Annotated in this window: 18 protein-coding genes; 9 read left to right on the forward strand and 9 right to left on the reverse strand. The window is 64.5% G+C overall.

Features of this window, described 5'->3' with window-relative positions; translation table 11 throughout:
* Positions 1-83: 83 nt before the first annotated feature.
* From AC1RUR_RS16260 to AC1RUR_RS16275, 4 genes are all read right to left on the reverse strand, one after another.
* Positions 84-2,624, reverse strand: a complete 2,541-nt coding sequence (locus AC1RUR_RS16260; RefSeq protein WP_492845671.1) for a branched-chain amino acid ABC transporter ATP-binding protein/permease — start codon at positions 2,622-2,624, stop codon at positions 84-86.
* Positions 2,621-3,496 (reverse strand): branched-chain amino acid ABC transporter permease, encoded by an 876-nt coding sequence (locus AC1RUR_RS16265; protein ID WP_492845673.1) that lies wholly within the window; start codon positions 3,494-3,496, stop codon positions 2,621-2,623. Before AC1RUR_RS16265 ends, AC1RUR_RS16260 begins: the two co-directional genes overlap by 4 nt.
* A gap of 31 nt (positions 3,497-3,527) precedes the next feature.
* Complete coding sequence (locus AC1RUR_RS16270) at positions 3,528-4,772, reverse strand: ABC transporter substrate-binding protein (protein ID WP_492845675.1); 1,245 nt, start codon at positions 4,770-4,772, stop codon at positions 3,528-3,530.
* Positions 4,773-4,913: 141 nt separating this feature from the next.
* Complete coding sequence (locus AC1RUR_RS16275) at positions 4,914-5,855, reverse strand: IclR family transcriptional regulator (protein ID WP_492845677.1); 942 nt, start codon at positions 5,853-5,855, stop codon at positions 4,914-4,916.
* Between the two features lie 200 nt (positions 5,856-6,055).
* On the opposite strand from AC1RUR_RS16275, the gene AC1RUR_RS16280 reads away from it, so the two are divergent.
* The 3 genes from AC1RUR_RS16280 to AC1RUR_RS16290 are packed head-to-tail and all read left to right on the forward strand — an operon-like array spanning position 6,056 to position 9,003.
* On the forward strand, positions 6,056-7,855 hold the full coding sequence (locus AC1RUR_RS16280; RefSeq protein ID WP_492845679.1) for a thiamine pyrophosphate-binding protein: 1,800 nt from the start codon (positions 6,056-6,058) through the stop codon (positions 7,853-7,855).
* A gap of 48 nt (positions 7,856-7,903) precedes the next feature.
* A complete protein-coding gene (locus AC1RUR_RS16285; RefSeq protein ID WP_492845681.1) occupies positions 7,904-8,608 on the forward strand; it encodes an SDR family oxidoreductase in 705 nt (234 codons plus the stop codon).
* An 11-nt stretch (positions 8,609-8,619) separates the two neighbouring features.
* A complete protein-coding gene (locus AC1RUR_RS16290) occupies positions 8,620-9,003 on the forward strand; it encodes a cupin domain-containing protein (RefSeq protein ID WP_492845683.1) in 384 nt (127 codons plus the stop codon).
* A gap of 1 nt (position 9,004) precedes the next feature.
* On the opposite strand, the gene AC1RUR_RS16295 is transcribed toward AC1RUR_RS16290, so the two are convergent.
* Positions 9,005-9,967: a lytic transglycosylase domain-containing protein gene (locus AC1RUR_RS16295; RefSeq protein ID WP_492845685.1), complete on the reverse strand. Its 963-nt coding sequence runs from the start codon at positions 9,965-9,967 to the stop codon at positions 9,005-9,007.
* 179 nt (positions 9,968-10,146) lie between these two features.
* Between AC1RUR_RS16295 and AC1RUR_RS16300 the strand changes: the two genes are divergently transcribed.
* Entirely contained in the window at positions 10,147-11,181 is a 1,035-nt protein-coding gene (locus tag AC1RUR_RS16300) for a L,D-transpeptidase family protein (RefSeq protein ID WP_492845687.1), read from the forward strand.
* Here AC1RUR_RS16300 and AC1RUR_RS16305 read toward each other — a convergent pair.
* From AC1RUR_RS16305 to AC1RUR_RS16315, 3 genes are all read right to left on the reverse strand, one after another.
* A complete protein-coding gene (locus tag AC1RUR_RS16305) occupies positions 11,178-11,453 on the reverse strand; it encodes a hypothetical protein (RefSeq protein WP_304551394.1) in 276 nt (91 codons plus the stop codon). The two genes, AC1RUR_RS16300 and AC1RUR_RS16305, sit on opposite strands and share 4 nt — an antisense overlap.
* A 78-nt stretch (positions 11,454-11,531) precedes the next feature.
* Complete coding sequence (locus tag AC1RUR_RS16310; RefSeq protein ID WP_492845689.1) at positions 11,532-12,389, reverse strand: VOC family protein; 858 nt, start codon at positions 12,387-12,389, stop codon at positions 11,532-11,534.
* A gap of 150 nt (positions 12,390-12,539) precedes the next feature.
* A complete protein-coding gene (locus AC1RUR_RS16315; RefSeq protein ID WP_492845691.1) occupies positions 12,540-13,730 on the reverse strand; it encodes a urate hydroxylase PuuD in 1,191 nt (396 codons plus the stop codon).
* A gap of 236 nt (positions 13,731-13,966) precedes the next feature.
* Here AC1RUR_RS16315 and AC1RUR_RS16320 point away from each other — a divergent pair, with 236 nt between their 5' ends.
* The gene (locus tag AC1RUR_RS16320) at positions 13,967-15,307 is read left to right on the forward strand and encodes a PQQ-dependent sugar dehydrogenase (RefSeq protein WP_492845693.1); all 1,341 of its coding nucleotides are present in this window, start codon (positions 13,967-13,969) and stop codon (positions 15,305-15,307) included.
* A 174-nt stretch (positions 15,308-15,481) separates the two neighbouring features.
* Here the strand turns inward: AC1RUR_RS16320 and AC1RUR_RS16325 are convergent, their stop codons facing one another.
* The gene (locus AC1RUR_RS16325; RefSeq protein ID WP_492845695.1) at positions 15,482-16,282 is read right to left on the reverse strand and encodes an SDR family NAD(P)-dependent oxidoreductase; all 801 of its coding nucleotides are present in this window, start codon (positions 16,280-16,282) and stop codon (positions 15,482-15,484) included.
* Between the two features lie 249 nt (positions 16,283-16,531).
* Between AC1RUR_RS16325 and AC1RUR_RS16330 the strand changes: the two genes are divergently transcribed.
* Genes AC1RUR_RS16330 through cyoD form a run of 4 tightly spaced genes read left to right on the forward strand, consistent with a single transcriptional unit; the run spans position 16,532 to position 20,376 of the window.
* Positions 16,532-17,365, forward strand: a complete 834-nt coding sequence (locus AC1RUR_RS16330) for a cytochrome ubiquinol oxidase subunit II family protein (RefSeq protein ID WP_492845697.1) — start codon at positions 16,532-16,534, stop codon at positions 17,363-17,365.
* A complete protein-coding gene (cyoB, locus tag AC1RUR_RS16335) occupies positions 17,355-19,355 on the forward strand; it encodes a cytochrome o ubiquinol oxidase subunit I (protein WP_492845699.1) in 2,001 nt (666 codons plus the stop codon). The genes AC1RUR_RS16330 and cyoB overlap by 11 nt, the downstream gene beginning before the upstream one ends.
* Positions 19,355-19,996 (forward strand): cytochrome (ubi)quinol oxidase subunit III, encoded by a 642-nt coding sequence (locus tag AC1RUR_RS16340; protein ID WP_492845701.1) that lies wholly within the window; start codon positions 19,355-19,357, stop codon positions 19,994-19,996. Before cyoB ends, AC1RUR_RS16340 begins: the two co-directional genes overlap by 1 nt.
* A complete protein-coding gene (gene cyoD / locus AC1RUR_RS16345) occupies positions 19,993-20,376 on the forward strand; it encodes a cytochrome o ubiquinol oxidase subunit IV (RefSeq protein WP_492845703.1) in 384 nt (127 codons plus the stop codon). Before AC1RUR_RS16340 ends, cyoD begins: the two co-directional genes overlap by 4 nt.
* Positions 20,377-20,444: the final 68 nt, after the last annotated feature.

Here is a 20,444-nt window from a genome sequence, read left to right on the forward strand (position 1 = left end):
TCCGCTGGGGGATTATCTTGTTGCCGCAAGACCCTCTCCCCAGCCCTCCCCCGCAAGCGGGGGAGGGAGCGCACCTGTTTCCGTCACAACCATAGAATCTGCTTGCGATAGCCGAGATCGTTCAGCAGCGGCGCCGCCGGTCCCTGATGGAACACGGCGCCACGCTCCAGCGCGAAGACGCGGTCGGCGAGCGCCAGCACGAGGTCGAGATTGTGCTCGACGATCACGATCGACATCTTCTCGCGGAGCTGGTCGAACACTCCAAACAGCTCCAGCGTCACGGCCGGTGCGAGGCCCTCGAACGGCTCGTCGAGCAGCAGCAGGCGGACATTGCCCGACATGGCGCGGGCGACCGCGACCATCTGCTGCTCGCCGCCGGAGAGATAGTCGGCTGCAACGTTCATGCGCTCCTTCAGGCGTGGGAAGTATTGCAGGATCTGCTCCTCGTTCCAGACCACGCCGTCGCTGCCGTCGGTCTTGCGCGCGAGCCGCCCGAGCGCGAGGTTTTCGCGCACGGTCATCCCGGCGAACAGCCCGCGCCCCTGCGGCACATAGCCGATACCGCGGCGCGCGATGTCAGGGGCGGGAAGGCTTGCGATGTCCGAGCCGCGATAGTCGATCGTGCCGGAGGCTGCCGGCACGAGACCGGCAATGGTCTTGAGCAGCGTCGACTTGCCGGCGCCATTGCGGCCCAGCAACGCGACGATCTCGCCCTCGCGCACGTCGAGCGCGGCGTCGCTCAGGATGTGGCTCTTGCCGTAAAACGTGTTGACGCCGCCGAGGCGCAGCACAGTGTCGCGCGCGCGGGCCTCCCCCATGTTGCGCCGATGCTCGACGGCGGGAATGCCCCTGCCGGTGTAGATCTCCTGCACCCGCAAATCGGCCCGCACCGCCCCGGGGCAATCGGACATCAGCACCTCGCCCTGGTTCATGACGGTCACGATTTGCGAGAAGCCGAGCACGCGGTCGATGTCGTGCTCGACGATCAGCACGGGAATGTTGGCCGCGATGTTCTTGACGAGGTTGGAGACGCGCTCGCGCTCGGCCGCAGCGAGGCCCGCGAGCGGCTCGTCGAGCAGCAGCACCTGCGGCCTGGAGCCTAGCGCGATGCCGAGATCGACCAGCCGCTGCCCGCCATAGGAGAGCTCGCCACCCTCGATCTCCTCGATGCCTTCGAGGCCGAGGAATTTCGTCAGCGCCGCGGTCTCGGCGTGTATCTCCGGATACGCGTCGATGTCGTTCCAGATGTTGAAGCGCATGCCGTGCCGCGCCTGCAGCGACAGGCGCAGATTCTCGTAGATGGTCAGTCCGCGAAACAGATTGGTGATCTGGAACGAGCGCGCCAGACCTAGGTGGCAGATGGCATTCGCCGGCACGCCGGCGATGTCGCGGCCTTGCAGGCGGATCGTGCCCTGGTCGGGTGCATAGAGGCCGGAGACCAGATTGAACAGCGTGGTCTTGCCGGCACCGTTCGGGCCGATCAGCGCGTGGATCTCGCCGGCGGCGACCTTGATGCTGGCGTTCTCGACGGCGCGGATGCCGCCGAACTTTCGCGAGACGCCGCTGACGTCCAGCACGGTGCCCTTCAGCGATTCCGGCCGCAGGAAGTCCGGCAGCGGCAGGCCCTCATGAATCTTGCGCCGGCTCATCGCCGCCGATTCTTCAGGCGCGGGACGGAGGTGCCGCATGACCAGCGCGCCGATGCCGACGAGGCCGCCGGGCGAATACATCACGAAGGCCACGAAGGTGAGGCCGAACCAGAACAGCCAGTCCGACGTCCAGATCGAGAACAGTTCGCGGAACAGGATAAAGAACAGCGCGCCGAGCGCGGGGCCGAGCAGGCTGCGCATGCCGCCGATCACCACCATCGCCAGCAGCTCGCCGGCGAACGGCACCGAGACGGCTTCGGCCGAGACCAGATAGTTCAGGAACGCGATCAGCGCGCCGGCAAGACCGGTGACCATGGCGGAGATCACGAACACCGCCAGCTTGTAGCGTTCGACCGGATAGCCCTGAAAGCTCGCCCGCAGCTGGTTCTCGCGGATCGCGACCAGCACATGCCCGAACGGCGAGCGCACCAGGCGCATCAGCATATAGAGCACGGCGAGCCCGATGATTGCGACCACAACGTAATAGTTCATCGCGCTGTCGAAGCTGACGGGGCCGATGCCGCCGCGCTTCAAGCCGCCGAGCCCGTCCTCGCCGCCGGTGACGCTGGTCCAGCGAAACGCGGTGGTGTAGACGAGCGCGGCGAGCGCCAGCGTCAGCAGCGAGAAATAGACGCCGCGCCGGCGCAGGATCAGCATGCCTGTTACGGCCGATGCGACCGCGACGACCACCATCGATCCCAGCAGCGGTAGCCAGATGTCGCCGGGGAAGAAGCGCAACTGGATCAGGCCGGCCGCGTAGGCGCCGATGCCGAACCAGGCGCTGTGGCCGAACGAGACGAGGCCGGTATAGCCGATGCAGAGATTGAGCCCCATGGTCGCGATCGCAAGGCCGACGATCCAGGTGCCGGTGTTTAGCGACAGGCCGAATGCCTTCAGCAGGAAGGGCAGGGCAACGACCGCCGCAGCTGCGATCAGCAGCGGCTTCAGCTTCGCGATGGTCGAGGCTCTCCTCATTCGAACTTCTCGATGCGCTCGCCGAGCAGGCCGCGCGGACGCACCAGCAGCACCAGGAACATCAGGATGTAGATCGAGGCTTCGCCGGCCGCAGGCTCAAAATGGATGGCGATGCCGCGCACCACGCCGACGAGGAGGGCGGCAATGACGACGCCCCAGAAGCTGCCGAGCCCGCCGATCACGACGACCACGAAGGCCACCGTCATGATGTCCGCGCCCATCGCCGGATGCACGGTCGTGATCGGCGCGAAGAAGGCGCCGCCGAGCGCAGCCATGCCGACGCCGAGCATCACGATCGCGGTCATGTAGGGTTGAAGCCGGATACCGAGGGCAGCGACCATGTCCGGCCGCTGGATGCCGGCGCGCACCACGCGCCCGAACGAGGTCTTGTGCAGCAGCAGCCAGATGCCGAGCAGCACCGCGGCGACGACGGCGAGGATCAAGAGGCGATAGCGCGAGAACAGGAAGTCGCCGACGATGACCGAGCCGCGAAAGGCTTGCGGGATCTCGGTCGAGACGGGCGCGGCGCCCCAGATCATGCGGATCGCCTGTTCTGCGACCATCGCAAGGCCGAAGGTGACGAGCAGGCTGAGGATCGGGTCGGCCGTGTAGAAGCGTCGCAGGATGAATCGTTCGAACAGGATGCCGAGCAGGGCGACCACGAGTGGCGAGATCACGACGGAGGAGCCGAAGCCGAGGCGTTTCGTCAGCTCGACGCAGACATAGGCGCCGAGCGCATAGAAGGCGCCATGCGCGAGGTTAACGATCCCGCCGACCGAGAAGATCAGCGACAGCCCGAGCGCGATGAGCAGATAATAGCCGCCGAGCACGAGGCCATTCACCACCTGTTCCAGCAAGAACTCGAACTGCATGTGGCGTCCGCCTTGCTGCGCGATCCCGGCGTCAGGCTTTCATCTCGCAGGGATTCTGTTCCTTGGTCGGATAGATCGTCTCCAGCGGATCGTTCGCCGCGGGGACCGCTTCGCCGAGCACCAGCATGTCCCACTGGTCCTTCATCTGATCCTTCGGCTTCACGGTGAAGGGATAGGCCTCCTGCACCAGCTGATGGTCCCAGGCGCGGAAATAGGCTTTGCGCGCCTTGCCGATGTCGAACTGGGCTTGCTTCTCGAAATAGGCGATCAGCTCAGCGCTATCGGTGGACTTGGTGGTGTTGATGGCCTCCGCCAGCAGCTTCAGCGTGACGTAGTCGATCCAGGCGTGGTTCTCCGGCGGTTTGCCGTACTTCTTCGTGAAGGCGGCGACGAAGGCCTGCGACGCCGGATTGTCCAGCGTGTGATACCAGACCGTCGGCCAGGTGCCGCTGAGATTGCCCGCGCCCGCGGCCCAGGCGTCGCCGGTGTTGAGGTTGAAGCCGACCAGCGGATAGGGGAAGCCGAATTCGGCATATTGCTTGACGAGATTGGTCACCTGGTTGCCGGCGAGGTTGCAGCAGACCACGTCCGGCTTGGCCTGCCGCACCTTGAGCAGATACGGGCTGAAGTCGGTGACATCGGTTGCGATCAGCTCGTCGCCGATCAAATTGGCCTCATGTGCGCCAAAGAACACTTTCGCGGCCTTGAGCAGATCGTGGCCGAAGATGTAGTCGGCGGTCAGCGTGAAGAACTTCTTGCCCTTCACCATGCCCTTCTGCGACAGCGCGGTGCCGACCGCGTTGACCATCACGGTGTTCGGGATGTCGCAGTGGAAGGAGTATTTGTTGCAGTTCTTGCCGCGCAGCGCGTCCGACCGCGCGCCGGTCGAGAAGAACACCTTCTTGTTGCGCTCGGCGACCTGCATGATGGTGAGCGACGAGGCGGACGAAATTTCGCCGAGCAGCACCACCGCGCCGTCCTGCTCCAGCATGCGCTGCGCCTTGGTGGCGGCGGTCGCCGGGTTGATCGAGTCCTCCGAGAGCAGGTCGATCGGCTTGCCCAGGATGCCGCCGGACGCGTTGATCTCCTCGGCCGCAAGCTTCGCCCCCAGCTGCGCGTAGCTGCCGATCACGCCGAGAAAGCCGGTCAGCGGCGTCAGGTGTCCGATCCGGATTTTCTCGGCCTGCGCCCTCACGATGGCAGGAAACCCCAGTGCGGATGCGCCGACGAAGGCGGCGCCCGCCCGTAACAACGTCCGTCGCGGATAGCGGATCATGTCTGTCTCCTCCCGGGTGCATCGCGTGCCTCCCTTCAAAACCGGGTATCCGGTATTGTGAGAGACGTTTTTCTAATGCTGGAGGATAATCCCGAACGCCGTTGCCGGTGTCAACCGGCAAAATCGCCGCCTGCGCGCGGCTCAGGCTTTTTGCGTGAGCGCCTTCTGCGCCGTGCCGTTGGCGCCGAATTCGGCAGAGAGGCGGTCGGCAGCGGCCTGCACGACCTGGGCGCTGGCATGCAGCGCCTGGTTGGAGAGCCGCCAGATCGGGCCGGAAATACCGAGCGCGCCGACCACCTGCCCGGTGAAATCGGTGACGGGCACGGCGACGCAGCGCACCTCCATGTTGAATTCGCCGTCGTCGAAGGCGACGCCGGTCCGCTGCACCTCGGCGATCTCGCGCATCAACGCACCGACATCGCTGATGGATTTCGGCGTCGACGGTTTCAGCTCGACGCGATCGATGAACCGGCGGAGTTGTTCCGGGCGGAGCGATGCCAGGATGATCTTGCCGAGCGCGGTGCAATGGGCAGGGCGCACCACGCCGACGCGATCGGTCAGCTGGAACGCGCCGGGCCCGCTGGTCCGCGCGATGACAACCACGGCATCGCCCATTCGCACTGCAAAATGGCTGCTTTCGCTGGTCTGGCGCGACAGCTCCTCCAGCACGGGCGTTGCGACATTGACCATCTCGATCTCGTCGAGCGCGGATGCGGCGAGCGCAAACAGTGGCCGGCCGATGCGGTAGCGCTTGCTGTCCTTCTCCTGGCGGAGATAGCCGAGCGAGACCATCGTCTTCGCCAGATGAAAGGTGGTCGAGTTGTGCAGGCCGACCAGCTTGCTCAGCTCCGCAAGCCCGATCCCCTCGCGATGACGCGCCACTTCCTCGAGGATCGAGAAGGCACGGCCGAGCGACTGGACGCCGCCGCCCCGCTGCTTGTCGTCGGTCTCGTCGTCGCCATTTGCCTTGGTAGCAGGGACCAGCTTGGCGATCGCGGCCTTGCGTGGGCTGGCAGGCTTCTCGCCGGTCGTGGGCTTGGTACGCGATTTCAAGGACAAGGCCCCCTTCTCGTGAATCGTCATGGCTCCATTCTTGCGAGACTAGCACGCAACGCGCGCGGCCGTCGGCGCGGGGCACTGCGTTTCCTCAAGCGGACAACCTACCACAATATAAATTGACGTACAGCATTATGAGAAATAGGCTCCAGGTGGCCCTGTGATGACCGGCCGCGTTCCCCGCATCGGTACAGAAGAAGTCGTCGGGCCGAGAGGGAGACCGGTTGATGTCGAAAAACATGCTCAATGGCGCCCAGGTCATTGTCGATTATCTGATCCAGGAGAAGGTGCCGCAGGTGTTCGGGCTCTGCGGCCACGGCAACATCCAGTTCATCGACGCGCTGTACGAGCGGTCTTCCGAGATCAAGACGATCTCCGTGCATCACGAGAGCGTCGCCGGCTTCATGGCTGATGTCTATTACCGCGTCTCCGGCCGGCCGACGGCGACCTTCACCTCGTGTGGGCCGGGCTCGGCGAACCTGCCAATCTCGCTCGCGAATGCCTTCCTCGATTCGGTGCCGTTCATGGCGATCACCGGCAACGTGCCGACCAGCCAGTTCAACCGGGGCGCATTCCAGGAAATGTACCGGCACTACCAGGCCGATTTCCCCTCCACCGTGCGCACGATGTGCAAGAAGGTGTTTCAGCCGACGCGTGGTGAAATGGTGCCGCTTGCGGTGCGGCAGGCCTGGAAGACCATGATCACGGGGCGGCCGGGACCTGTCGTGGTCGACGTGCCCTTCGACGTCTTCATGGAGGCCGCCGCCGAAGAGGCGCCGAAGGCGAGCGAGTGGAGCGCCAACATCTCCAGCCGCTGCGGTGCCGACCCTGATGGCGTCGAGAAAGCGGTCGACATGCTGCTTTCGGCGGAGCGGCCGGTGATGCTGGTCGGGCAGGGCGTGCGCTATGGCGGTGCGGCCGACGAATTGCGCAAGCTGGCCGAGCGGCTCCAGATTCCGGTGGCGGCGTCCGCGAGCGGGCTCGGCGCGCTGGACGTCAATCATCCGCTTGCGCTCGGCCTCGTGGCGCGTGCCGGCCATTACCAGGCCAATCACGCGACCCGTCAGGCCGACGTGCTGCTCGCGCTCGGCGTCCGCTTCGACGATCGCACCTCCAGTTCGTGGATTCCGGGTTATTCCTTCACGATCCCGCCGACCAGGCTGATCCATGTCGACATCGATCCCGAAGAGATCGGCCGCAACTACCCCGTCGCACTCGGACTAATGGCCGACGTTCGCACCTTCCTGCGGCAGCTGCATGCCGAGCTCGATCGTCGCGACAATCTCTTCAAGAAATCCGATGCGCGCAAAAAATGGCTGACGCAGATCGACGGCTATCGCAAGGAGTGGGACAGGTTCGTCGCGCCCGGCTTCTCCGACGACACTACGCCGATCAATCCGCAGCGCGCAGCGGCCGAGATCGACAAGGCGCTGCCGGAGGACGCAATCCTCGTCTCCGACATCGGCGTGCACCACAATTGGCTGCTCGGCTTCTGCAAGCCGAAGCGGCCGGATTCGCTGATCGGCTCGATGGGGTTCGGCCCGATGGGCTTTGGCGTGGCCGGTGTGATGGGTGCGAAGTTCGCGGCGCCCGACCGGCCCTGCGTGTCGGTGTGCGGCGACGGCGCATTCTTCATGCATGCCAACGTGCTCGGCACGGCGGTCGAGTACAATCTGCCCGTGGTCTGGGTGGTCTGGAATAATTACGCCTATGCCTCGATCCGCGGGCTTCAGCGCGGCTATCTCGGTGGCCGCGAGCTTGCGACCGATTTCAAGCATCCGGAGACGGGTGCGCGCTACAATCCGGATTTTGCCGCGATGGCGCGCTCGTGCGGCGTGGAGGGCGTGCGGGTGGATCGCGCGGGAGATCTTGGCGAGGCGATCCGTAAGGGCATTGCCGCCAACAGGCCCTATCTGATCGACGTCGATATCGCCGCCGACGTCAATCCGTCCGGCGCCGGCGTCTGGGAATTGCCGGGCCTCGGCCAGAGCAAGGCCGGCATCGGCACGCGCTTCCAGCCGGGCTGATCACGCGGTCCGCAGATCAACAATCAAGACAATATCAGGGAGATGGGAATGACTCTTGCTGGCAGGAAGATCGTCGTCGTCGGCGGCTCCTCGGGTATCGGTCTCGCCACGGCGGAGCTTGCCAAGGCGCAGGGCGCGGACGTCGTCATCGCCTCACGCAGCGCCGCAAAGCTCGATCCCGTTGCCGAGCGATTGAAGGTGACGGCCATTCCGACCGACGTCACCAGTGACGAGAGCGTCGCCGAGCTTTTCCGCCGCACCGGGCCGGTCGATCATGTCGTGCTGACGGCCGCACAGCTTCGCACCGGGCCGTTCAAGACCGTCGCGATGGAGGATGTGCGCGCCACCATGGAAGGCAAGTTCTGGGGCGCCTGGCGCGTGGCGCGCGCGGCGGAGATTCGCCCGGGCGGATCGCTGACGCTGGTCACCGGTTTCCTCAGCGTTCGGCCGCGACCGAACTCGGCGATCGTCAGTGCAGCCAATGGGGCCCTGGAATCGCTCGCCCGCGCGCTCGCGCTCGAGCTTGCGCCGGTGCGTGTCAATGCGGTGTCGCCCGGCGTGATCGATACGCCGATCCGCGCCGCGATGCCGGAGGCGGCGCGGAAGGAGATGCTGGCGAAGACGGCCGCTGCGCTACCGGTCGGCCGCGTCGGCATGGCCGAGGATATCGCGCAGCAAATCGCGAGCTTCATGACCAACGGTTTCGCCACGGGATCGATCGTCTATGTCGATGGTGGCGCACTGGTGAACTAAGGAGGACGAGCATGGCCGAGGAAACTGGCGGCGCCTTCATCCGCAACATCGCCGAGGTGCCGTGGCGCGAATTCCCCAACCATTTTGGCGGCGCGCTGTCAAAACCGCTGGTGATGCCGGAGACCGCGGGCTCGCGCCGCATCGACTACCGCATCTCGATGTACCAGCCGATGGCCTATGTCGCGCGGCATCATCACAAGGTGCAGGAGCAGGTCTATCACGTGCTCGACGGCGAGGGATTGATGGAGATTGCCGGTAAGAGCCATGTCGTACGCAAGCACGACGTGATCTTCCTGCCGCCCGGCGTCGAGCATGCGATCTCGAATTCGGGCCTGACCGATCTCGTGTTCCTGGTCGTGACCTCGCCAGTGACCGACGACGAGAAGCCGGTATGACCTAGCCCGAGGAGCGTTCGCGCGCCGCAAAGCGGATGGCACGAGCTTTTGCACTCTTTCCGGCCGCGCGGGCCGCGATCACGCCCCGTGCCTTGCCGTGGGAGCCGGTATTCTTTCGCAGCAAGGATGCGAACCGCTTGCGTGCACGGTTTGCGGAGAACCGCGCCGCCAGTTGCTCGGCCTTGCGCATGATGGTGACGACCGACGGAGTCAGATTGACCGGAACCCAAGCGACGTCCCTGGTCTTGGACAGGCTGCCGACGCCTTCGCAAGGCGCTTCTCGCGGAAGGTCGATCCGGATTGCGAGAGCCTCTGCGCGCTCGGTCCAGTCCTCGGCCTTGGTGCCCGTGATGATGCGGACATAGTCGCGCGTCTCACGCGGCAGCTCGCTCTCCCGGGCGAGCCACTTCTGGATGCGGCCGGGGCCTGCATTGTAGGCGGCTGCGGCGAGGCCGAGATTGCCAAAGTCGTCGCGGAGCTTGCGCAGGAACTTTGCCGACGCGGGCAACGCCTTCATGGCATCGAAGGGATCATCGAGGCCAACCTCGGCCGCCGTCTCCGGCATGAATTGTGCGACGCCCTGTGCGCCGGCCGGGCTGACTTCGTTGGAACGAAAGCGGCTCTCCTGCCAGAGCAGTCGCGCAAAGAACGGCACGGGAATGCCGCTGGCCTCGGCGGCTTCGCGAAGCGCGTGGCAGAATCGCTCAGTCGGCGAAACCGGGGCCTGCGCGACGGGCTCGACCGCGGGCGGCGGTTCGATCGTCTCCTCATGGGCTGCGCGGGCGTTGGCGAGCTCGATGGCCCGCACGCTCGCGAGGAAGAGCTCCACCACTGGAACAAGCGGGGAGGCTCGGTTGTTCACAAGAACGGCGTGGTCGAAGCTTGATGTTGGCCGGGACGCCGACGGATCGAGGTCGCACATCAGAATCAGAAACGCGGTGCAAGCCGCGACGACAAATCGCATTGCGTGGACAACCTCGAACTGTGGGATGAACGGCCAGCGCTACGCCGGCGATGGGGAGTTCTTAACCGTCCGATTGCGGCGAAGCTGCGATCACATTGGTTCCGTCGGTGTTACTACGGTGTTCCCGAAGAGAAATTTCCCGTGCGGTTGCGGGGATCTGCGAAGCGGGACGAACGAACATGATGCGGTGGATCTTCGGTGCGGTGATTTTGCTGTGGCTCGGCGTTCCGGCTTTCGCGGGCAATCTTGGCGCCGCTGCAGTGAATGACGCTGTGCGGCCTGCAAAACAGCCGGCCGCCGACAAGGTCGATGCCTCCGTTGTGAAGCTTCAGATCCTGCTCGATCGTGCGCAATTCTCTCCCGGCGAGATCGACGGCAAGTTCGGCGAGAACGCGCAGAAGGCGCTGAAGGCATTCGCGGAGCAGAACGGCATCGCGTTCGACAAGGGTATCGCCCCCGAACTGTGGGACAAGTTGAACGCGGCGAGCGAAGGCCCTGTCGTCGTCGACTACAGGATCGGCGATGCGGATGTGAAGGGGCCGTTCCTGAAAGCGCTGCCGGCGAAACTCGACGACATGAAGTCACTGGAGGCGCTGAATTACACCAACCCTCTCGAGGGACTTGCCGAAAAATTCCACGCGAGTGCGGATCTGCTGAGGGCGCTCAATCCCGGCAAGTCTTTCGACAAGGCCGGAGAGACCATCATCGTCGCGAACGTTTCGGTGCGGCGTGAGCTGCCGCGTACCGCGCGGCTCGAGGTCGACAAGAGGAACGGGACATTGAAGGCCTTCGACGGCTCCGGCCGCCTGGTCGCGTTCTATCCGGCGTCAATCGGCAGTCCGGATCGACCGACGCCGAGCGGGACGCTCAAGGTGACCTCGACCAATGACAAGCCGACGTATCACTACAATCCTGAGTACAAGTTCGATAGCGTCAAATCCAGAAAGCCGTTCGACGTCAAACCCGGGCCCAACAATCCGGTCGGCTCGTACTGGATCGGCCTGTCGGCGCAGGGCTACGGCATCCACGGAACGGCGGAGCCCGACAGGGTCAGCAAGTCTGCGTCCCACGGCTGCATCAGGCTCACCAACTGGGATGTTCGCGCGCTGGGCGACAGCGTCAAGCGTGGCACGCCGGTCGTCTTCCTCGATGCTCCGACGGACTCTTCGTCAAGGCCGCAGGAAAGGCCTGCCGCCAGGCGCGCGGCGAACTAATCCTTCGGAAAGTCCTTGCGCATCGCGATCTCGGCGGCATCGCCGGGCGACAGCACGGTCTGATCGAAGGCCGGTTGCGGCCTGGTCATGATGTCGTAGAGCGAGATGCCCTTGATGGGCTTGCCCATCAGCTCGCGGACGCAGTCGGCGAGCGTGCCGTTGTAGACGAGATAGGGCGGACCCCGGTCCTTCTGCCTCTCGCCCTTCAGCGACGGCCACTTCTTCAGTTCGGCCGGCGCGTCATAGGCGATCGGCGATCCCTCTTTGAACATGCGCTTGATCCCGGACGGCTTGGATTGCCGGGAATCCTAGAGCCGCCGGGTAAACACACGTTAAAGAATTCGTTAAAATCAGCCGGCAATGAAGGCGAGCAGGGTGCCGTTGGCCTCGGCCGGCGGAACGCAGATCGCAGGCCCGCTGCGCACCGCAGCCGGGCCCAGTGCCTTCTCGGTCGCCGCGAGATCGCCGCTGACGAGCACCAGTGCCGCGCCGCCGCGCTCGGAGAGGCCGGCGAGGGGCACGCCGGGATAGCGTTTGCCGAGCTGGTCGAGCGTCAGATAGACGAAGTCGGCGCGATCGCCGCCCGAGGCTACGGTCACCGCACCGTCGGCCTCGGTCTTCGGCTCGCGGTCGATCAGGCGCCCGAGGTGCGCGGCTTCCTTCGTGGGCTCGGGCGTTGCAATCAGCGTCTGCTTGATCCGCTTGGCCGCGTTGGCATGCCTCATCAGTTCGGGGATCCACACGGTCTCGCGGGTCTTGTGCTGGCAGGCGAAGATGCGAACGCCGCCCGGTGCTTCCGCGGTCGGCCACATGAAGGTACGGAATTTGGCCGCCGAGACCGTACCATCAGGCAGCGTGACAGGCCGTTCGAAGTCGGTCGGACCGATCGGCTCTAGACCCCGCGCGCGGATTTCCTCTGCGCCGGCGGCGCTATCGATTGCCGTGAAGGCGATGCGCTCGATGCCTTCGCCGTGCCTGTCGACGAAAGCGCGGGCCGGCGCATTGTGCTCGGTCGCGGCCAGCACGCCGAGCAGCTCCATATAGTCCGGGTCGAACATGATGGTGTAGTTGCCGGTGCCCATATGCGCGCTGTGAGTGCCGCGCGGCGAGATCGTGAAGCCGAGCTGCCGGTAGTTCTCGGCGGCCTTGTCGAGGTCCTTCACCATGACTACGGCGTGGTCGATACCGATGACGTTCTTGAGGGCCACTGTGATTTCCCCGCGGCAGGTGCAGATTGGATTTGGACGGCACGAGCGGCCGCTGTCCCCTATCTACGCCGGATAAGCGATCAAGTCATTTTCAAATCGGCGGGAGAAACCGGAATTTCCTTCCGCGAAATGCGGCATCGGCACGCGACGTCAGCGCGCCTGCTCGATATAGGCGGCGAGGATCGCACGCTCCTCGCCGGTCATCTCGGTGATGTTGCCGGGCGGCATCGCATTGGACCAGGCCGCGACGCGGCCGATCAGGCGGATGTTGCGCTGGATGTGCTCGGGCGCGTCGAGCAAAATGCCCTTCGGCGCGGTGACGATGCCGGCCCAGACCGGTTCGGCCGCATGGCACATGCTGCAACGGGACATCACGATCTCCTCGACATTGGCGACCGTGACTGGCGCCGACAGCGCGCCCGTCTTGACCTCGCGCGGGCCGGCCGCGGAGAGGAAGAGGATCGCGATCACGCCCACGGCGGCGACGCCCCACACCCACCACGGCGATTTGCGCCCGGCATGACCCTCGTTGAAGAAGTGACGGATCACCGGCCCCAGCGCCAGGATGATCGCGACGATGATCCAATTGAAGCGCGTGGCGTAGAGCAGGGGATAGTGGTTGCTGATCATCAGCACGACCACGGGGAGCGTCAGGTAGTTGTTGTGGACCGAGCGCTCTTTGCTGGTCTTGCCGAGTTTCGGATCGGGCGCCTGTCCCGCGATCAGCGCAGCGACGATCTTCTTCTGGTTGGGGATGATCAGCGTGAAGACGTTGGCGACCATGATGGTGCCGATGATCGCCGCGATCTGGTTGAAGGCGCCGCGGCCGCTCAGGACATGGGTGAAGGCGTAGGTCAGTGCGACCAGGAACAGATAGCCGCCGATGGCGAAGGGAAGCTCGCGTTGGGCAAGCCCGGTGCGGCAGGCGACCTCATAGAGCAGCCATGCCAGCGCGAGGCTACAGAAGCTGAACAGTCCCGCCTGGAATGGCGTGAGGTCGAGGATCGACTTGTCGACCAGGAACAGGTCCGCCTCGAGATAATACACCACCACCATCAGCGCGAAGCCGGACAGCCAGGTGGTGTAGGCCTCCCATTTGAACCAGGTGAGCTCGTCCGGCATCTGGCTGGGTGCAACCAGATATTTCATGATCCGGTAGAAGCCGCCGCCATGGACCTGCCAGGCTTCGCCTTGCACGCCGTCAGGAAGGTCAGACTTCGGCTTGAGGCTGAGGTCGAGGGCGATGAAATAGAAGGAACTGCCGATCCAGGCGATCGCCGCCACCACGTGCAGCCAGCGAAGCAGCAGGCTCGCCCATTCCGATATGATGGATCCCCACATGATCACCCCATCAGGTGCGACACAAATGCCGCAGCTTTGATGACCGCAACCGGCGGCCGTGCCCTTACAATGTGTCGCACCGATCAACGGCATTTTCCAGTATGATGGATCGCGGCCGATGCACATCGTGCGGGCATGAGCTGACGTGGGATTCGGCAGGCGGTTGACCCGCCGCAGAGTGATTGCGGGTCGATCGGTGTCGATAGTCGAGACGTGCAGGCCGGGAGGAAGACGACGTGAAGAACTGGATACGGTCCGTGGCGATACCCGTGGGACTGCTGATCGGCACTTCGACCGGGGCACAGGCCGAGCCGGTGCTGCAAGGCAAGGAGGCCTATGGCAATTGGCAAGCCGACAAGCCCGGCACGATCAGGCTGATCCGGCCGCAGGATCTGGTCAGGCCCGGCGCCACGCCGTCGGTTGCGAGTTCGTCGCGCGTGGTGCCGCGGCCACCGGAGGCTTCGCTTCAGGTGCCGGCAGGCTTCAAGATCGAGCTGTTCGCCGAAGGCCTGCGTGCTCCACGGATCATGCGTGTGGCGCCGAACGGCGACGTCTTCGTCGCGGAGACGCGGGCCGGCAATATTCGCGTGCTTCGTAGCGGTGAGGGCGGCAAGGTCGCGACCAACGAGGTGTTTGCCGGCGGCCTGCGGCAGCCGTTCGGCATCGCCTTCTTTCCGACCGGCGACAATCCGCAATGGGTCTACGTCGCCAACACCGACAGTGTCGTCCGCTTTCCCTATCAGGCGGGCGACATCAAGGCGCGCGGCAAGGCGGAGACGGTCGTCGCAAGTCTGCCGCATGACGGCGGCCATTCCACCCGCGACATCGTCTTCACGCCCGACAACAAGCGCATGCTGGTCTCGGTCGGCTCGCTCAGCAACGTCGCCGAGGGGATGGGCACGCCGCCGGGCGGGCTGGACGCGTGGGCGAAGACGCAGCCGCTGGGCGCGGCCTGGGCCAGCGAGACCGAGCGCGCGACCGTGCTGGCCTTCAGTCCCGATGGCAAGGAGCGGAAGATCTACGCCACCGGCATCCGCAACTGCGTCGGCCTTGCGCTTCAGCCCCAGACCGGCCTGCCCTGGTGCTCGACCAATGAGCGCGACGGCCTCGGTGACGATCTCGTGCCCGATTACGTCACGAGCGTGAAAGAGGGGGCGTTCTATGGTTGGCCTTGGTTCTACATCGGTAACAACGAAGACCCGCGCCACGCCGGCGCGCGCTCAGATTTGAAGGACAAGGTGACGGTGCCGGATGTGCTGATCCAGCCGCATTCGGCCTCGCTCGGCATGACCTTCTATCAAAGCACGCAGTTTCCCACGGAGTATCAGGGCGACGCCTTCGCCGCCGAGCACGGCTCATGGAACCGCTCGAAGCGCACCGGCTACAAGGTGATTCGCATCCGGATGAAGGACGGCAAGCCGACCGGAGAGTATGAGGATTTCGTCACGGGCTTCGTGGTGAGCGACACGGAGGTGTGGGGGAGGCCGGTGGGCGTTGCTGTGGCGAAGGATGGATCGCTGCTGGTGTCGGAGGATGGCAACGGCACGATCTGGCGGGTGACGAGCGCGCCGCGATGACGCTGCACCCTCGCCCCTTGTGGGAGAGGGTGGCTCGGCGCGTAGCGGCGAGACGGGTGAGGGGTTCTCTCCGCGAGTCCATCTTGCAATGAGTTTGCCGACGGAACCCCTCATCCGGCGCTTCGCGCCACCTTCTCCCACAAGGGGAGAAGGGAAGGGGCGTGCTTGCGGAGCCTATCCCCGTCTCACACTCGCTCCGCCATCGACCGGCAGCGTCACGCCGGTGATGAAGTTCGCCTCGTCCGATGCCAGGAATAGCGCGGCGTTCGCGACGTCCCAACCCGTTCCCATCTTCCTGCGCAGCGGCACCTTGCTGTCGCGCTCGGCTTCGACTTCGGCGCGGGTCTTGTGCCATTCGCGGGCGCGGGTATCGACGGCCATCGGCGTGTTCATCAGACCCGGCAAAATGACGTTGGCACGGATGCCGTATTCGGCGTTCTGGTAGGCGAGCTGCTCGGTGAAGGCGATCATCGCCGACTTCGTCGCCTTGTAGGCGACGTAAGGGTAGGTGGTGATCGCGGCCATCGAGGAGATGTTGATGATCGCGCCGCTGTGCTGCGCGCGCATGATCGGGATCACTTCCTTCGCCGCCAAAATGCAGCTCTTCAAATTGATGGCGACGACGCGGTCGAACGCTTCTTCGGTCAACTGAAGCAATTCGGCATCGCCGCCGGACAGGCTGACGCCGACATTGTTGTGCAGGACGTCGATCCGGCCCCAGCGTGTCTGCGCGTCCTTGACCATCGCCTTGATGTCGGCGCCTTTCGTCACGTCGGCGTTGAAGGCTGCGGCGGTGCCGTTCTTCTCGGCGATCATCGCGACGGTTTCCTGGGCCGATTCCAGGTGATGGTCGACGCACAGCACCCGCGCGCCCTCGCGCGCAAAGGTGAGTGCCGTGGCGCGGCCGTTGCCCATGCCGTCGCCGGGGCTCTGGCCGGCCCCGACCACGATGGCGACCTTGTCCTTCAAGCGCATCTCGGCTCACTCCCTGGATCGGTCCATCTCGTTATTTTCGTGCAGATTAGCAATCGACCCGACCGGAGAGAAGGGCGCGGCGCCTGCGTTCATGTCATTGAGATCGCATGGAATTGCATGCTGGCGGCCGGCCCATCGGGCACGACTGCCCGTTGCGGTCCGGGAACCGTTCCGAAGTCACGGCGTTTGTTGCGGAGCCTTTCCCGCGCTAGGCTCTCTCCGGGGCTTCCCAACGCCTGTGGCTTGCCGATGAATCTGCTTGATCCACAAGGGCCGGTCGCTGCTGCCAACAGCACCATCCTGGTCGATTCCGTCTTCATCATGCTTGCGATCGTGGTGCCGACCATCATCGCCATCCTGGCTTTTGCGTTCTGGTTTCGCGCCTCCAATCCGAAGGCGCGCTTTCAGCCGGACTTCGTCTATTCCGGGCGCGTCGAGATGGTGGTGTGGGCGATCCCGGCACTCACCGTGATCCTGCTCGGCGGCGTCGCCTGGATCGGCTCGCATCAGCTCGATCCCGCGGCGCCTGTGCCGGGCACCGGCAGTCCGGTGCGCATTCAGGCCGTCTCGCTCGACTGGAAGTGGCTGTTCATCTATCCGGACCAGCGCATCGCCACCGTCAACACGCTGACGGTGCCGGCCGGCGCCGAGCTGAATTTCCAGCTGACCTCGTCGAGCGTGATGAACACCTTCTTCATCCCGCAGCTCGGCAGCATGATCTACACCATGAACGGCATGGTGACGAAGCTGAACCTGCGCGCCGACAACGAGGGCAAGCTTCAGGGCCTGTCGGCGCATTTCTCCGGCGACGGCTTTCCCGACATGATGTTCGACGTCAACGTGATCTCGCCGCTCGCCTTTCCGGATTGGGTGGCGACCACGGCGAAGTCCGATGCCGTGTTGAACGAGGACAGCTACCGAAAGCTGATGCAGCAGGGCACCGAGAAGGGCAGGCTGGCCTTTCGCCTGGAAGATCCCCGCCTGTTCGACCTGATCGCGACCCAGCATATTCCGCCGGGACCGGGACCGGAGCTCATCTCCGATGCCGGCCGGCCGCACAGTGGAGGCCACGATGCTCGGTAAGCTCGACTGGTCGGCCATTCCATTCGATCAGCCAATTCCCCTCATCGCCGGCGCCGTGGTGCTGGTCGCAATCCTTGCCGTGCTGATCTGGGTCGTGGTCAAGGGGCACCTGCCTTATCTCTGGCACGAGTGGATCACAAGCGTCGATCACAAGCGCATCGGCGTCATGTACATCCTGCTCGCCTCGGTGATGCTGCTGCGTGGCGGCAGCGACGCCATCATGATGCGGATCCAGCAGGCGGTGGCCTACCAGTCGCAGGGTTATCTGCCGCCGGAGCACTACAACCAGATTTTTTCGGCTCACGGCACCATCATGATCTTCTTCGTGGCGATGCCGTTCGTGATCGGCCTGATGAACCTCGTCGTTCCGCTCCAGCTCGGTGTGCGTGATGTCGCTTTCCCGACGCTCAATTCGGTCGGCTTCTGGCTGACCGCGACCGGCGCCTTGCTGGTCAATCTCTCGCTCGTGGTCGGCGAGTTCGCGCGCACCGGCTGGCTCGCCTTCCCGCCGTTGTCGGAATTGTCCTATTCGCCGGGCGTTGGCGTCGATTACTACGCCTGGTCGCTCCAGATTTCCGGCGTCGGCACACTCGTTGCGGGCATCAATCTCGTCACGACAGTGCTGAAGCTGCGCACCAGGGGTATGAACTATCTGCGCATGCCGATGTTCTGCTGGACCACGCTGGCCTCCAATCTGCTGATCGTCGCGGCGTTCCCGATCCTCACCGCCACGCTCGCGATGCTGCTGCTCGACCGCTATCTGGGCTTCCACTTCTTCACCAACGAGGCCGGCGGCAACGTTATGATGTTCATGAACCTGATCTGGGCCTGGGGCCATCCGGAGGTCTACATTCTCGTGCTGCCGGCGTTCGGCATCTTCTCCGAAGTGGTGTCGACCTTCTCCGGCAAGGCATTGTTCGGCTATCGCTCCATGGTGCTCGCCACCATGGCGATCTGCGTCATCTCCTTCATGGTCTGGCTGCATCATTTCTTCACGATGGGCGCCGGCCCCGACGTCAACGCCATCTTCGGCATCGCCAGCATGATCATCGCGGTGCCGACGGGGGTGAAGATCTACAACTGGTTGTTCACGATGTATGGCGGCCGCATCCGCTTCGCGACCCCGATGCTGTGGGCGGTCGGCTTCATGGTCACCTTCATCATCGGCGGCCTGACGGGCGTGCTGGTCGCGGTGCCGCCGGCCGACTTCATGCTCCACAACAGCATGTTCCTGGTCGCGCACTTCCACAACGTCATCATCGGCGGCGTGCTGTTCGGCGCCTTCGCCGGCTTCGAATACTGGTTTCCGAAGGCCTTCGGGTTCCGCCTCGACGAGCGCTGGGGCAAGGCCGCGTTCTGGTTTACCTTCCTCGGCTTCTACGTCACGTTCTTGCCGCTCTACATCGCCGGCATGTTGGGCATGACCAGGCGCCTGCAGCATTACGACGTTGCGGCCTGGCGGCCGTGGATGTTCATCGCGGCTTTCGGCATGCTGATCCTGACGATCGGGGTGATCTGCCAGGTCATGCAGCTCGTCGTCAGCATCAGGAACCGCGAGGCCCTGTGCGACCGCACCGGCGATCCATGGGACGGGCGCTCGCTGGAATGGGCGACCTCGTCGCCGCCGCCGGTATTCAACTTTGCCTTCCATCCCGACGTCCGCGGCGAGGATGCCTATTGGGACATGAAGGCCAGCGCCCAGCAGCAATCGCTGGAGCACGACGAGCCCGAGTATCATGACATCGAGATGCCCCGGAACTCGCCAACCGGTTTTACCTGCGCGTTCTTTGCCACCATCATGGGCTTTGCGCTGATCTGGCACATCTGGTGGATGGTGATCCTGGGCGGTATCGGCGCGTTCGCGACCTTCGTCGTGTTCGCCTGGCGCGACCATGACGAGTACGTCATTCCCGCCGACGAGGTCGCCCGCATCGACCGCGTCAATCTCGAGGAGCGGCGCAGTCTCGTCAGCATGGCGGGAGCAGTCTGATGTCGATGACCGCAACAGTCGGCCGCGCCCATGCCGATCCCCATCACATCGGGCTCGTGATCGAGCATCCCGGCCCCGCGCCGAAGCGGATCGTGACTGCGTACGGCTTCTGGGTGTTCCTGCTGTCCGACATCGTGATGTTCTCCTGCTTCTTCGCGGCCTATGCGGTGCTGGTCAGCCAGACCGCCGATGGCCCGAAGGGTTCGGAGATCTTCGAGCAGCGGAACGTCGCGATCGAGACGGTCTGCCTGCTGCTGTCGAGCTTCACCTGCGGCATGGCCAGCATCGCGGCCGACGTGCGCAACCGGTTCTGGTTCTATCTCGGCATGGCCGTGACCTGTGTGCTCGGCGTGATCTTCCTCGCCATCGAGTTCCGCGAATTCGCCGATCTCGTCGCGCGCGGCTATGGCCCGTCGCGCAGCGCGTTCCTGACGGCATTCTTCTCGCTGGTCGGATGCCACGGCCTTCACGTTTCCGCCGGGGTGCTGTGGCTTCTCACCATGATGGCCCAGGTCTTTGCCAAGGGCTTTCGCGCCGATGTGTTGCGGCGGATGACGTGCTTTGCGCTGTTCTGGCATGCGCTCGACATCATCTGGGTCGGGGTCTTCTCCGTCGTCTACCTGCTTGGGAGTGGCGCATGAGCGATCAGACGCACATCGAACATGACCTCGCGCCAGGTGAGGAAGAGCAACACGGTGTCGGCGCGCGCATCCTCGGTTACGTCGTCGGCCTAGCGCTCGCGCTGCTGCTCACGGCGACGTCGTTCTTCATTGCCGGCACCGATCTGGTCTGGCAGCCCTCCATCCCCGTCGCGCTGATCGTGCTTGCGATTGCGCAGATGGGCGTGCATCTCGTGTTCTTCCTGCACATCACCACGGGGCCGGACAACACCAACAACGTGCTGGCGCTGGCCTTCGGGCTGCTGGTCGTCTTCCTGGTGGTCGGAGGCACCGTCTGGATCATGGCGCATCTCAACCAGAACATGCCGCCGATGGATCAGATCATGCAAATGCATCGCTAGTGCGAGCATGAATGCGGAAGCAGGGCGCACAAAAAAGAAGAGCCGCTTGTTTGTGACAAGCGGCCCAA

Source organism: Bradyrhizobium sp. GW821-FHT12B03, from assembly GCF_058807535.1.

Bases quoted from the DNA above. Each gene is read 5' to 3' on its own strand.
- AC1RUR_RS16270 (WP_492845675.1), bottom strand. From the start codon at position 4,772: ATGATCCGCTATCCGCGACGGACGTTGTTACGGGCGGGCGCCGCCTTC.
- AC1RUR_RS16280 (WP_492845679.1), top strand. From the start codon at position 6,056: ATGTCGAAAAACATGCTCAATGGCGCCCAGGTCATTGTCGATTATCTG.
- AC1RUR_RS16325 (WP_492845695.1), bottom strand. From the start codon at position 16,282: ATGCGCTTGAAGGACAAGGTCGCCATCGTGGTCGGGGCCGGCCAGAGC.
- AC1RUR_RS16265 (WP_492845673.1), bottom strand. From the start codon at position 3,496: ATGCAGTTCGAGTTCTTGCTGGAACAGGTGGTGAATGGCCTCGTGCTC.
- cyoB (WP_492845699.1), top strand. From the start codon at position 17,355: ATGCTCGGTAAGCTCGACTGGTCGGCCATTCCATTCGATCAGCCAATT.
- AC1RUR_RS16260 (WP_492845671.1), bottom strand. From the start codon at position 2,624: ATGAGGAGAGCCTCGACCATCGCGAAGCTGAAGCCGCTGCTGATCGCA.
- AC1RUR_RS16330 (WP_492845697.1), top strand. From the start codon at position 16,532: ATGAATCTGCTTGATCCACAAGGGCCGGTCGCTGCTGCCAACAGCACC.
- AC1RUR_RS16285 (WP_492845681.1), top strand. From the start codon at position 7,904: ATGACTCTTGCTGGCAGGAAGATCGTCGTCGTCGGCGGCTCCTCGGGT.
- cyoD (WP_492845703.1), top strand. From the start codon at position 19,993: ATGAGCGATCAGACGCACATCGAACATGACCTCGCGCCAGGTGAGGAA.
- AC1RUR_RS16275 (WP_492845677.1), bottom strand. From the start codon at position 5,855: ATGACGATTCACGAGAAGGGGGCCTTGTCCTTGAAATCGCGTACCAAG.
- AC1RUR_RS16290 (WP_492845683.1), top strand. From the start codon at position 8,620: ATGGCCGAGGAAACTGGCGGCGCCTTCATCCGCAACATCGCCGAGGTG.
- AC1RUR_RS16300 (WP_492845687.1), top strand. From the start codon at position 10,147: ATGATGCGGTGGATCTTCGGTGCGGTGATTTTGCTGTGGCTCGGCGTT.
- AC1RUR_RS16295 (WP_492845685.1), bottom strand. From the start codon at position 9,967: ATGCGATTTGTCGTCGCGGCTTGCACCGCGTTTCTGATTCTGATGTGC.
- AC1RUR_RS16340 (WP_492845701.1), top strand. From the start codon at position 19,355: ATGTCGATGACCGCAACAGTCGGCCGCGCCCATGCCGATCCCCATCAC.
- AC1RUR_RS16315 (WP_492845691.1), bottom strand. From the start codon at position 13,730: ATGTGGGGATCCATCATATCGGAATGGGCGAGCCTGCTGCTTCGCTGG.
- AC1RUR_RS16305 (WP_304551394.1), bottom strand. From the start codon at position 11,453: ATGTTCAAAGAGGGATCGCCGATCGCCTATGACGCGCCGGCCGAACTG.